The following is an 11,963-nucleotide window of genomic DNA, read 5'->3' as shown; positions in this document are numbered from 1 at the left end:
CTATGGCACGAGCGCCCTTCTGACAACCATGCCGGTGTTCTGCGGGTTGTCGCCTAGCCGGCGGCTCGGTCGCCAACCCGCAGAACACCGGTATCGATAGCCAGGTGAACCAGCTCGGCGTGGGAGCTAACCTGCAGCTTGCTTTTGAGCAAGGTCAAGTAGTTGGAAACAGTCTTACCGCTGATGCACAGTCGCTCGGCGATCAACCGGGACGGAGTGCCCTTGGCAAGCATCACGAAGATTTCGAACTCTCGCTGAGTCATCGCTTGCAGGCGTGGGTCCTGAGCGTTTGCGGCGGCTGGATTGCGCGCCAACTGGGTTGCCAGGGGTTGCTCGATATAGGCATAGCCGGCCAAGGTACGCCGTACCGCGTCCACCAGCACCTCAGGCGACGAGTTTTTAGTGATGTAGCCAACAGCACCTGCGTCCAGCGCTTGGCGCACCAATGGCAGCTCATCGTGCATGCTGAAAAACAGCACCCGCAGTTGCGGCAAGCGCTGCAGCAATCGTCGGGTGGTCTCTACGCCACTGATGCCCGGCAACCCGACATCCATAATCACCAGGCTGGGTGGGGAGTCATATGCCTTGAGCAGCGCTTGCTCACCGTCGCAGGCTTCGATCACCTGCGCCTCGGGCAACAGCACACGCAGCAGTGCGGCGTAACCTTGTCGCACCACTGCGTGATCATCGACGAGCAGTATCTTCATCAGACCGAGGGCTCCTTGTATGGAACGTCGAGATAGACGATCCAGCCGTTACCTCTGCAATGGGCGGCAATCAGGAATCCACCCAGTGCGCGAGCCCGCTCTTGCATCGAGCGCAGGCCTATGCCCGGCTGCCGCCCTTCGTGGTTGCCGACGCCGTTGTCACGGACCAGCAGCCTTAACCTCTGTCCGCTCAGGCGCAGCCGCACACACACAAAGCTGGCGCTGGCATGCTTGGCTACGTTGGTCAGTGACTCCTGAAGCAGGCGATACAGATGTTCCTTGACCGTCAGCGGCAGGCTAGGAAGGCGCCTGTCCACTCGCAGATGCAGCTCGACACCTTGCGCGCTCTGCCACTGTTCGGTCAGTAGGCATATGGCCTCGGGCAACTCCAGATGATCGAGCATCACTGGGTAGAGTTCACGGGTCAGCCGCCGGAATCCGTTCTGCAGTTGCTCGCAATGTTCATCGAGGCAGCGTGCGGTGCTGCTGACCAGCTGTGGTTGGTCATTGATCGCTTGCAGCAGGCACGCCTGGGCACGGATGCCGGCCAGGTACTGGCCCAGATCATCATGCAGTGCCTGAGCGAGCTGGGTCCGTTCATGTTCCTGCAGTGCCAGCAATGAGCGGGTCAGCTCGTCGTTGTCCCGCCGGGCGTGTTCCAGCGAGCTGACCATATGGTTGAAATGCCCGGCCAATTGCCGGGCTTCGAGCATCGAGTGAAGCTGCAGACGCGTATCCAGCTGACCGTGCGAGACACGACCGAAGGCGGCCAACAACTGGCGCAACACCTCCGAAGCCGGTTGAACGGCCCAGCGGATCGCCAGAAGGCTCAACCCAAGCGCGATGCCGAACAGCACCAGCAGCTGGCGCAAGGAATCGCGTACTTCCTCGATTTCATCCCGCGGGTCGACACTCAGTCGCAGTGCCCGGCCATCGGGCAAACGCACGATCAGCGGCTCCGGCAGCGCGTTCGGATACAGCGCCGCTTCGAGCCAGCTACGCCGCTCTGCCAGCCGCGGCGCATGGATAACATCACTGTCCAGCCAGTGCACCTGTACGTGGCGCAAGTGACGGGTCAGATCGGGTTGCAGGTCGGACGGGTCGCGCTCCGCAACCTCCTTGAGATAACGAAGAATCGCGGCCGCAGCATTCAACTCTCGTTCGACATCATGACTGGCCTGACGCAACAGAACGGCCATGCAGACAGCCGCCACAAGGCCGAAAAATAGCGAGACCAAGAGGCTGATTCGCCAAAGCGCCGACATCTGCATCGTCTCGGGCCGGAGGCTCAGAAGGCCTACGCCTTACTTGACCACGAACGCACCTTCCATGCCTTTGTTCTGCAACCCCTCGCAATAGAACGGAAAGCTACCGGGCTTGACTGGCACGAAGAAAAGCTCGGCTTCTCCGGCTTCTTCAAACTCCAGTTCAACCAGGGTGATTGCCTTGATCTCGACGCCGCCGGCCTCGACCTTGCGTAGGAAAATCGAACGAGCGAATTCCGGTGCCTGGAACGCACAGGCCTTCTGGCCATCGGCGATTACCTTGAGCTGGTAGGCGACTCCGGTTTCCAGCTGATACGTCTTTTGCGAGACGGCGTAATCGCTTTCGTCGGAACCGAAACTCAGATCAGGCAACGCCTGTGGGCGCAGGGTCAGGTCGCCGGCGGCATGAACCTGATCGAAACCGATAAGGCTGCCGATTAACAACATATTGAGGATCAGTGCTCTGCAAGGCGTCATGGAAGGCTTCTCTTTTTATTGTCGACGAGCGTCATGCTAGAACGCATCGCCAGCGGCCAGGCTACTACCTTGGTACACAACGACTGGTACTTTCTGCATATTCCCCCGCCTGTCCCAGGTTCCTATGCTGGTCGCAACGCCATAGGAGTCGCCCATGCCCCATCCTTTGCTACGCGCCGGTTGCCTGTTGGCAGTGAGTTGCTGCGCCGCGCTGGCGAGTTCCGCTGCGATCGCTGCCGACGCGCTCGATGTGCGGATCGCCTATCTGGGTTACCGCCCGGACCCGGGTCCGCTGCTTTCGAATGTCATTCCTGAACCGGCGGATGCCGGGCAGCGCGGCGCGGAACTGGCGATCATCGACAGCAACACCACCGGGCGCTTTCTCGGCCATCGCTATCAACTGACCGCGCGCAACAGTGATTCGCCTGAGCACTTGCTCGACGAGGCGCGCAAGTTGCGTGATGACGGGCTAAGGCTGTTCGTCGTCAACGCACCGGATGCAAGCCTGCAGCAGCTCGCCGAAGCCTTGCCGGACAGTCTGCTGATCAACGCCGGCAGCGCCAGTGACGATCTGCGCACAACGATCTGTCTGGCCAACGTGCTACACACCCTGCCTAGCCGTAGCATGCTCGCCGACGCGCTCGGTCAGTTTCTTGCCGTACGCCGCTGGAACCGCTGGCTGCTGATCGTCGGCCCGACCGCCGAGGACCAGGCGTTTGCCACCGCCATGCGCCGCGCGGCCAAGCGTTTCGGCCACAAGATCATTCTCGAGAAGCCCTGGACCTTCGACAACGACCAGCGCCGCAGCGCCCAGGCTGAAATGCCGCTATTCACGCAGGCCGACGACTACGACGTGGTGGTGATGGCCGACGAGCGAGGCGACTTTGGAGAATACGTACCCTACCAGACCTGGTTGCCGCGGCCGGTGGTCGGCACGCAGGGGCTGATTGCAACCGGCTGGCACAAGACGGTGGAGACGTACGGCGCCGCTCAGTTGCAGAAGCGCTTCGAGGCACTCGCCAGCCGCTGGATGAACGACCGCGACTTTGCTGCCTGGATCGGTGTGCGCAGCCTCGCCACCGCGATCACCCGGCTGGGTAACACTGACCCAGCCGCCATTCATCAACTCTCCCTTGGCGAAACGGTGCCGGTGGATGGGTTCAAAGGTCGCAAGCTGACCTTCCGGCCCTGGAGCGGTCAACTGCGCCAGCCAATTGCGCTTATCCATCCGCGCGGTTTGGTCTCCAACTCACCTCAGGAAGGCTTCCTGCACCCCACCAGCGAGCTCGACACGCTGGGCTTCGATCGGCCCGAAAGCCAGTGCCGATTGAGCGACAAGGAGCGGTGATCAGTGCTAGCCAACCTAACCCGCGTGGCGCTGGCCCTGATAGCCCCTGCCGCCTTTGGCCAGACCAGCGACCTGAGCTACGAGTCTTACGTCGATAGCGACAAGCGAATCAAGTGCCTCTACGGCTACGCGGCGCAGAAAACCGGCGATCACGCCTCGGCGCTGAAGATCTTCGAGGACTGCATACATCGCTGGAACGACGTCTACTCATTGATCTGGTTGGCGCAGATGTACGAGTCCGGCGTCGGTGTGCCATTGAACCTGGAAAAAGCCGCCGCCCTCATCAAACGCGGCGCAGAGCAACCGGACTCCGCGGCCTACGTCAGTTTGGCGCGCTACCACTGGGGCGTTGCGCTCGCTGAAGGCCGCGGCGTCGCAATTGACAAGGCGGCCGCACGGCGCTGGCTACTGCGCGCCTCGAACGACGGACAGACCGAAGCCGACGAATACCTGTTGCGACTGGATAACCCCGCTGCCCCTAGACGCTAACGCGCCCTACAACAAGAACGAGATCCTACAAATGAATCGAACGCTCCTAGCCACCGCCATTGCCTGCGGGCTCGCCTGGACCAACGCTTCCGCACTGGCGGCCACCGCCTATGTTTCCAACGAGAAGGACGACACCATCAGCGTGATCGACCTGGACACGCTCGAAACAGTGGAGACGCTGGAGGTGGGCCAGCGCCCACGAGGCCTCACGCTGTCGCACGACAACAAGCTGCTCTACATCTGCGCCAGCGACTCGGACACGGTCCAGGTCATGGATCTGGCGACGCGCGGGATCATCAAACAGCTGCCCTCCGGCGCGGACCCGGAACAGTTCGCGCTGCACCCCAACAACAAATGGTTGTACATCTCCAATGAGGACGATGCGCTGGTGACCGTGGTGGACGTGGACAACGAACAGGTGCTGGCCCAGATCGACGTGGGGGTGGAGCCCGAAGGCATGGCGGTGTCGCCCGATGGCAAGTGGGCGATCAACACCAGCGAAACCACCAACATGCTGCATTGGATCGACACCACCAACAACACATTGATAGACAACACTCTGGTCGACCAGCGCCCGCGCCATGTTGAGTTCAGCCGTGACAGCAAGACGCTCTGGGCATCGTCGGAGATAGGCGGAACGGTCTCCATCGTGGACGTCGATCAGCGAAAGATCATCAAGACGATCGACTTCAAGATCAAGGGCGTGCATCGCGACAAGGTCCAGCCCGTCGGCATCCGACTCACCGCCGACGGCAAGTACGCCTTCGTCGCCCTCGGTCCGGCCAATCACATCGCGGTGGTTGACGCGAAAACATTCGAAGTACTCGACTACCTGCTGGTAGGTCGGCGTGTCTGGCACATGGCGTTCACTCCCGACGAGAGTCGGCTGCTGGCCACCAATGGTGTCAGCGGCGACGTTTCGGTCATCGATGTGAACGCGCTCAAGGTGGTCAAGTCGATCAAGGTTGGCCGTTACCCCTGGGGCGTGGTGGTCGCGCCATGACCGCGCTACAGGTGGAGAATGTCGGCTTCGCCTACGGTGCTCGGGAAGCCTTGAAGCATATCGACTTCAGTGCTGCAGCGGGCCGCTTCACCGCACTGCTCGGCCCCAATGGCGCCGGCAAGTCCACGCTTATCGCATTGCTCACACGACTTTACGACCTGCAGCAGGGCGAAATCCGCGTGGCCGGCTACAGTCTGCGTAACCAGCCCCGCGAAGCCTTGCGACGCCTGGGCGTGGTGTTTCAGCAGACCACTCTGGACCTTGATCTCAGCGTCGAACAGAACCTGCGTTATCACGCCGCGTTGCACGGCCTGCCGCGCAGTTTGGCGAACGACCGCATCGAGTTGGAGCTGAACCGTCAGCAGCTCGGCGAACGGCGCAAGAGCAAGGTACGCGAGCTCAATGGCGGTCACCGCCGGCGCGTCGAAATCGCCCGGGCGCTGCTGCACAAACCCAGTCTGCTGCTACTCGACGAAGCCAGCGCCGGGCTCGATCCCATCAGCCGCAGGGCTCTCAACGACCACGTACGCACCCTTTGCCACGAGGATGGCATGAGCGTGCTCTGGACGACCCATCTGCTCGACGAGGTACAGGCCGACGATGCGCTGATCGTCCTCAACCGCGGCCAGCTCGTGGCGCAAGGCCCCGCCGATTCGCTGTCTGCCATGGATGGCAGCCTGGAGCAGGCCTTCGACCGCCTCACTCGTAGCCCGGAGGTGGTCTGATGCGTGTAATAAAAACCCTACGTCCTGCCACGCACGGCAAGCTGGAGGCAGGATCGTGATCGCCTATTGGGAATGCCTGCGTGCCATCGTATGGCGCGAGTGGCTGCGCTTCGTACAGCAGCGCTCGCGATTCTTCAGTGCCCTGGTGCGCCCCCTGCTGTGGCTGGTGGTGTTCGCAGCCGGATTCCGTGCGGCGCTGGGCATCGCCATCATCGAGCCGTACGAAACGTACATCACCTACGAGACCTACATCGTGCCTGGCCTGGCCTGCATGATCCTGCTGTTCAATGGCATGCAGGGCTCGCTGTCGATGGTCTACGACCGCGAGATGGGCAGCATGCGAGTGCTGCTCACCAGCCCTCTGCCACGCGGTTTCCTGCTGGCGAGCAAGCTGGTGGCGACGGCATTGATATCGCTGCTGCAGGTGTACGCCTTTCTCGGCATTGCCTGGCTCTACGGGGTGCAGCCGCCGGCTGTCGGGCTGCTGACGGCGCTGCCGGCGCTGCTGCTAGTGGCGCTGTTGCTCAGTGCGCTGGGGCTGTTGCTATCCAATGGCATTCGCCAACTGGAAAACTTCGCCGGCGTGATGAATTTCGTCATCTTCCCGATGTTTTTCCTATCCTCGGCGCTTTATCCGTTGTGGAAAATGCGTGAGGCCAATGAATGGCTGTACTGGATCTGTTCGTCCAACCCGTTCACCTATGCCGTGGAACTGGTGCGCTATGCGCTGTACGAGCGACTCAACGCGGTGGCGCTGGCGGTCTGCCTGGGCCTGACGCTGCTGTTCAGCCTGCTCGCCGTGCTCAGCTTCAATCCCCAACACGCGGCGTTACGCCGCGCGGCCTGAGGAAGCTCTACTACTTTGGTACCGATTTGCCTGTCGATTGTAGGATTTCAAAACAACGCTTATTGCTCTGTAATGTGGTCGACAGACGGACTGGGAAATAGAAGAAAATGCCGAGCCTGCCGGGTTTGAGGCTGATCGCCGTTCACAGGGGGCGGCCGAGGATGTCTTCCGTTGTACAAGCGTCGTCATTCGTCGATGCAGCTTCCGCCACGGTCCCGACACCTACCCCAGCTCGCGCGCTTTGTTGGCGTCCTTCCGCCGGTCTGGGAATATGCGCAACCCAATCGCCCCTCCCTGATCGAAACCGCCTCGGTGCGCCGCCTGGCGCTGAGCGAGCTAGGCTGCAAAGAACGAAAATCCACCCCAGCATAATCACAACAATAAGGTGACCGGCCATGTACAAGATACTGATAGCTGATGACCACCCGCTGTTTCGCGAGGCCATTCAGAACGTCATCCGGGACGGTTTTCCAGGCAGCGAGATTCTGGAAACCGCCGATCTCGATAGCGCGCTGGCGCTGACCTTGGAGAACGACGATCTGGATCTGGTCCTGCTGGACCTCAACATGCCCGGCATGCATGGCCTCAACGGCTTGATCAACTTGCGCAACGAAGCGCCGACCATTCCGGTGGTCATCGTTTCCGCCGAGCAGGACAAACAGGTCGTGCTGCAGGCCATCACCTATGGCGCCTGCGGCTTCATCACCAAATCCTCCCCGCGCGCACAGATGACCGAAGCCATCGAGCAGATCCTCAACGGTAACGTCTATCTGCCGTCGGACATCATCCGTAGTCAGAAGGCCACCACCCGTCGCGCGCAACACAATGAACAGAGCATCCCACCCGAGCTTCTGCAGGCGCTGACACGCAAGCAACTGCTGGTGCTGGAGCGCATGACCAAGGGCGAGTCGAACAAACAGATCGCCTACAACCTCGACATCGCCGAAACGACCGTCAAGGCCCACGTTTCGGCGATTCTGCGCAAGCTAAACGTGCACAACCGCGTACAGGCCATTCTGTCGGCGGGTGATATCGATTTCACCGCCTATCTGCGTCGCTGACCGGCAACAGCACGTCAGTATTCCTTCCGGTCAGCGGAGCCATTGCGAATGGCCGTGTTCCAGCATGTGGCACATGGCGGTCTTGAGCTTCATCGGCCGCACCGGCTTATGCATCAGCATGTGGCCCAGCTCACGCACTTGCTGCTTGAGTTCATTGCTGTAATTGGCGGTGATCATCAGCACCGGTAGCGGGCTGGCGCGGCGCGCGTTGACCGTGGCGACCACCTCGGCGCCGTTGCAGCCGTTATCGAGATGATAATCGGCGATGATCAGATCGGCGTCGGCATGGAAGTTATCGACCTGCCCGGCCAGATCTTCTTCCGAAAGCGCGGTGATCACCATACAGCCCCAGCCTTCGAGCAAAGTACGCATGCCCGCACAGATCGCGGTGTCATTGTCGACTACCCAAACCCTGGCCCCTTTGAGGCGTTCCAGCAGCAGGTCCGAGGAGCTCGGCTCCTGCCTGGCCTTGGGCGCACGCTTCGACAGCGGTACTTCGATGGCGAATACCGAACCGCGCCCCGGCTGCGAGCGAACCAGGATCCGGTGACCGAGCATGCGCGCGATCTTGTCGACGATTGCCAGCCCCAGGCCAAGCCCGCGGTCCTGGTTGGGACGCACCCCCTCGCCTCGTTTGAATTCGTGGAAGACTTCTTCCAGGCGATCCTCGGCGATACCAACCCCAGTATCCCAAACCTCGATGGACAGGCTTTGCCGCCGACGCCGGCAACCGAGCAGCACGCGACCTTGAGGGGTATAGCGAATCGCATTGGTCAGCAGGTTGCGCAGAATCCGTGCCAGTAGCTGGATATCGCTGCGTACCAGCGCCGAGCATGGGATGAAATCCAGCTGCAGGTGCTCGGCGCCAGCGATCTGGCGGAACTCCACAGCCAGGTTTTCCAACAGCTCGCTGACGGCGAAGGGGGCGATATCCGGCTTGATCACACCCGCGTCGAGCTTGGATATATCCACCAAAGTACCGAGCAGGTTCTCCACATCCTCCAGGGAATTACTGATGTTGCGAATCAGGCCGCCGTTCGGCGCAACGGGTTGCTCGAGCAAAGCGCTGGTGAATAGCCGTGCGGCATTGAGTGGTTGCAACAGGTCGTGGCTGACCGCGGCGAGGAACTTGGTCTTGGATAGATTCGCCAGCTCGGCTTCACGCTTGGCTTCGCGCAGGCGGGCTTCGGCATGGGCGCGCTCATCGATTTCACACAGCAACTGCTCATTCAGGCTGGTCAGCTCCGCGGTACGCTCGCGCACGCGTTGCTCAAGGTTCTGATAGGCCTGATGCAAGGCTTCAGCGGTGCGGCGGCGGTCGGTGATGTCCTGGATCAGCACGAAGATGCCCGCCACCTCGCCATTGGCCTGCCGATTCGGCACATAGGAGCGCAGCATGTACCGCTGCTGGCCCGAATGGTTGGGCTCGGCCATTTCGAAACTGACGTTCTCACCGGACATGGCGCGTTCGATATAAGGTTCGAGCTGCTGCCAATGTTCCCCGCTGTGGATCTCACGCAGGGACTGACCGAGCATGCCGTCGCTTGGCCAGCGATACCACTCTTCGTAGACCTTGTTGGTGAACTCGTAGGTCAGATCCGCCGAGACGTAGGCGATCAGCGCGGGAACATGATCGGTGATCAGGCGGATCCAGCGTTCGCTCTCGCGCAGCGCCTCGGCATGCCGGTAGCGCTCGGTAATGTCGGTGAACGTATTGACGAAGCCGCCAGTGGGTAACGGATGGGTGCGGACTTCCAGGGTACGGCCATCGAACAGGTGTTGCTCTAGCTCGCTCAGAGGATTGCCCCGGGCATCGCGGCTGTTGGGTGTCAGCAGTTTCAGTTCACTGTCGGCCATGACCTCTTCGAACGGCCGGTGCGCCTCGATCGGTGCCAGGCCGCAAAGCTCCAGAAAACGACCGTTCCACAGCTCCAGGCTGCCATCTGCGCTGACCATGGCGACGCCTTGGGACAGGTTGTCCACGGCGCGCTGGAGCAACCGCGACTTTTGCGCCAGGGCCTGCTCGCGGCGCATGGTTTCGCTGACCTTGACCTCGGTAATGTCGGTGTAGAGCATTACCAGGCCGCCCTCACGGGTCGGCCGTTCGCTGAGTTGCACCCAGCGCCCGCTCTGCAGACGGTAGACGGTTGGCTCGTTGGCCTTGCCGCGATGCTCTTCGGCGATCATCCCGCTGCTTTCAGCCAGTCGTTTGAGTTCCGAAAGCCGCGTGCCGCTGTTGATGCGCGCCCGAGTACGGCTCCACAACGACTTGAAGCGCTTGTTGAACAGGACGATGCGCTGATCCTTGTCGAACAGCACGAAGGCATCGGAAATGCTCTCGATGGCGTCCACCAGATGCTGATGTGCGGTTTCGGCGCGCATTCTTGCGTCGCTGAGCAGGCGGTTGCTGGCTTTGAGCTCCGCCATCGCCTGGTTGAGCGCATCGGTTCGCTCGCGCACCTGTTCGGCCAGTTCGACCGAGTGCTGGAAGGCCGCGTAGGATGCATCGCGCCCGGAGCCGCTGGACTCGACGCGTTCGATCAGCGCGGCGTTGATGCGCCGCAGCTTGTGGTTCTCGCGTTCGAGTTCGGCCTGTCTGAGGCGTAGCTCAGCGAGCGCTCCTTTCTCCAGCCCGTCCTCCAGGCCGACCGATGGCGACGCCGGTGAAGGTCTGGTTGATGTGCATGCCATTGAACTGCTCTCCGTAGGTGTTGAAGCCGATCACCTGTTGGCGTCGGAGAAACGCGGACATCTGCTGCGTCGAACCGTCGCCTTCGATTTCCAACCGCCGCAAAAAGCAATCGCAGCCGATGGTCAGCAGTGGCGAGCCGAGGCGCTGTTCGAGCCGTTCGAACAACGCCTCGAGATTCGGCATCATCGGCCCGGGTTGCATGGCGGTCAGGACGATGCCGTTCTCCACCGCGCAGTAGAACGTCAGGCTGAGGTCTGCGTTGACCTTCTGTATCGAGCGCACGTAGTAATGCTCGTTGATGCGCACCGCCAGCGGGTGGGCGGCGAACAGCCGGTGGTCGAGGTCATTGACGTTCACGCCGATAAGCCGGGCGTATTCCTCGGCGGCGGGCTCGGCGTTCAATTCGTAGACGCGCCGGGCATGACTGTCGGCGTGCGTCACCACGAGCTTCTCGCTGCGCGCCAGCATGTGATGAGTGGTGAAGACCTCAAAGTCCAACCAGGTATTGACCAACACGACGATGGCTGCACCGCTGTGGAACTTGCCGTCGTAGTAGACATGGGTGTCAGCTAGATGATTATCGTCGCCCGCCGAACCGCCGAAGTGAGGAATGCTGCCGAAGGCGGCACTCAGGGCCGATAGCACGATTTCCTCGCGGCTGGACAAACCATCGAGCAGCGTCAGGGCGAAGCTGTGGTCCTTGATCGGCGCCAGCGAGTTGCTCCGACAGTCGCTGCCGAGTCGCTCGACCAACTGCTGAGCGTCGATCAGCCCGAAGCGATCCATTTCGACGATCAGCTCGCTGGCAATGGAAAAACTGCGGTGATCGAAACCAATCGCCGTGACGCAACTGCGCCCGTAACCCTGCGAGGTGATCTCACCGGCCGAGGTGCATCCCACCACCCTTACGCCGCCGAAGTACTGCTTCAATGCATCACCCAGCGCCGGCAGGTCATATTCGGCCGAGCAGAAGAACAGGACAAAACCCAGGTGCGGATGAATCAGCTGACGCGCCAGATCCTGCGCCACCGTCTCGGCGTCATGGGCTTCGGACATCGCTGTGCGTATCGCCTCGCCGTCTTGTTCGATCACGCACCGCACCCCATACACCGATATTGGATGACCTCATTCTTGGTCAGGGCATTCGGCACGAAAATGCTACTTCAGTACCGGTGGTGCCCTGCCAAGGTCGCGATGCGACAAACGCACTCGGTAGTCATCGGCGTCGGAACCCCCTGCCGTCCCGGGACGCTTGAACGCTTCGCCCCGAAGATATGCCTGCGTCAGCCTGGGCCGCTCGCAGCGAGTGCTGTTTCGGGGCCAACGATTCGTGCAGAAAAAAGAAACCC

General features: G+C 61.3%; 11 protein-coding genes. 6 read left to right on the top strand and 5 right to left on the bottom strand.

Annotated elements, in window-relative coordinates; genetic code table 11:
• Positions 1-53 precede the first annotated feature (53 nt).
• Genes MCB86_RS01885 through MCB86_RS01875 form a run of 3 tightly spaced genes read right to left on the bottom strand, consistent with a single transcriptional unit; the run spans position 54 to position 2,449 of the window.
• Positions 54-707 (bottom strand): response regulator transcription factor, encoded by a 654-nt coding sequence (locus MCB86_RS01885; RefSeq protein ID WP_045161991.1) that lies wholly within the window; start codon positions 705-707, stop codon positions 54-56.
• Positions 707-1,972 (bottom strand): histidine kinase, encoded by a 1,266-nt coding sequence (locus MCB86_RS01880; RefSeq protein WP_239609398.1) that lies wholly within the window; start codon positions 1,970-1,972, stop codon positions 707-709. The genes MCB86_RS01885 and MCB86_RS01880 overlap by 1 nt, the downstream gene beginning before the upstream one ends.
• A gap of 39 nt (positions 1,973-2,011) precedes the next feature.
• Positions 2,012-2,449 carry a copper-binding protein gene (locus MCB86_RS01875; RefSeq protein WP_045161988.1) on the bottom strand — a complete coding sequence of 146 codons (438 nt, stop codon included), beginning with the start codon at positions 2,447-2,449 and terminating at the stop codon, positions 2,012-2,014.
• Positions 2,450-2,603: 154 nt separating this feature from the next.
• On the opposite strand from MCB86_RS01875, the gene MCB86_RS01870 reads away from it, so the two are divergent.
• The 6 genes from MCB86_RS01870 to MCB86_RS01845 all read left to right on the top strand — a co-directional run bounded on the left by MCB86_RS01870 (position 2,604) and on the right by MCB86_RS01845 (position 7,922).
• Positions 2,604-3,797 carry an ABC transporter substrate-binding protein gene (locus tag MCB86_RS01870; RefSeq protein ID WP_239609396.1) on the top strand — a complete coding sequence of 398 codons (1,194 nt, stop codon included), beginning with the start codon at positions 2,604-2,606 and terminating at the stop codon, positions 3,795-3,797.
• 24 nt (positions 3,798-3,821) lie between these two features.
• The gene (locus MCB86_RS01865; protein ID WP_045162075.1) at positions 3,822-4,286 is read left to right on the top strand and encodes an SEL1-like repeat protein; all 465 of its coding nucleotides are present in this window, start codon (positions 3,822-3,824) and stop codon (positions 4,284-4,286) included.
• A gap of 31 nt (positions 4,287-4,317) precedes the next feature.
• A complete protein-coding gene (locus MCB86_RS01860) occupies positions 4,318-5,289 on the top strand; it encodes a YVTN family beta-propeller repeat protein (RefSeq protein ID WP_045161986.1) in 972 nt (323 codons plus the stop codon).
• On the top strand, positions 5,286-6,014 hold the full coding sequence (locus MCB86_RS01855; RefSeq protein ID WP_045161985.1) for an ABC transporter ATP-binding protein: 729 nt from the start codon (positions 5,286-5,288) through the stop codon (positions 6,012-6,014). The genes MCB86_RS01860 and MCB86_RS01855 overlap by 4 nt, the downstream gene beginning before the upstream one ends.
• A 55-nt stretch (positions 6,015-6,069) precedes the next feature.
• On the top strand, positions 6,070-6,861 hold the full coding sequence (locus MCB86_RS01850; protein ID WP_045161984.1) for an ABC transporter permease: 792 nt from the start codon (positions 6,070-6,072) through the stop codon (positions 6,859-6,861).
• A gap of 395 nt (positions 6,862-7,256) precedes the next feature.
• Positions 7,257-7,922, top strand: coding sequence for a response regulator transcription factor (locus MCB86_RS01845; protein ID WP_045161983.1), 666 nt, complete (start codon positions 7,257-7,259; stop codon positions 7,920-7,922).
• 30 nt (positions 7,923-7,952) lie between these two features.
• Here the strand turns inward: MCB86_RS01845 and nahK are convergent, their stop codons facing one another.
• Positions 7,953-10,613 (bottom strand): hybrid sensor histidine kinase/response regulator NahK/ErcS', encoded by a 2,661-nt coding sequence (nahK, locus tag MCB86_RS01840; RefSeq protein ID WP_239609393.1) that lies wholly within the window; start codon positions 10,611-10,613, stop codon positions 7,953-7,955.
• Positions 10,531-11,670, bottom strand: a complete 1,140-nt coding sequence (gene nosP / locus MCB86_RS01835) for a nitric oxide-sensing protein NosP (protein WP_239609481.1) — start codon at positions 11,668-11,670, stop codon at positions 10,531-10,533. Before nosP ends, nahK begins: the two co-directional genes overlap by 83 nt.
• Between the last annotated feature and the right edge of the window lie 293 nt (positions 11,671-11,963).

The organism is Pseudomonas sp. KSR10 (assembly GCF_022355455.1).
Lineage (GTDB): Bacteria > Pseudomonadota > Gammaproteobacteria > Pseudomonadales > Pseudomonadaceae > Stutzerimonas > Stutzerimonas stutzeri_E.
Note: the sequence above shows the minus strand (reverse complement) of the source record. Positions and strands in the feature narration are given on the sequence as shown.

What these genes read in the sequence shown, in the direction of transcription:
- MCB86_RS01885 (WP_045161991.1), bottom strand. Translation starts at nt 707, where the DNA reads ATGAAGATACTGCTCGTCGATGATCACGCAGTGGTGCGACAAGGTTAC.
- MCB86_RS01880 (WP_239609398.1), bottom strand. Translation starts at nt 1,972, where the DNA reads ATGTCGGCGCTTTGGCGAATCAGCCTCTTGGTCTCGCTATTTTTCGGC.
- MCB86_RS01875 (WP_045161988.1), bottom strand. Translation starts at nt 2,449, where the DNA reads ATGACGCCTTGCAGAGCACTGATCCTCAATATGTTGTTAATCGGCAGC.
- MCB86_RS01870 (WP_239609396.1), top strand. Translation starts at nt 2,604, where the DNA reads ATGCCCCATCCTTTGCTACGCGCCGGTTGCCTGTTGGCAGTGAGTTGC.
- MCB86_RS01860 (WP_045161986.1), top strand. Translation starts at nt 4,318, where the DNA reads ATGAATCGAACGCTCCTAGCCACCGCCATTGCCTGCGGGCTCGCCTGG.
- MCB86_RS01855 (WP_045161985.1), top strand. Translation starts at nt 5,286, where the DNA reads ATGACCGCGCTACAGGTGGAGAATGTCGGCTTCGCCTACGGTGCTCGG.
- MCB86_RS01845 (WP_045161983.1), top strand. Translation starts at nt 7,257, where the DNA reads ATGTACAAGATACTGATAGCTGATGACCACCCGCTGTTTCGCGAGGCC.
- nahK (WP_239609393.1), bottom strand. Translation starts at nt 10,613, where the DNA reads ATGGCATGCACATCAACCAGACCTTCACCGGCGTCGCCATCGGTCGGC.
- nosP (WP_239609481.1), bottom strand. Translation starts at nt 11,670, where the DNA reads ATGTCCGAAGCCCATGACGCCGAGACGGTGGCGCAGGATCTGGCGCGT.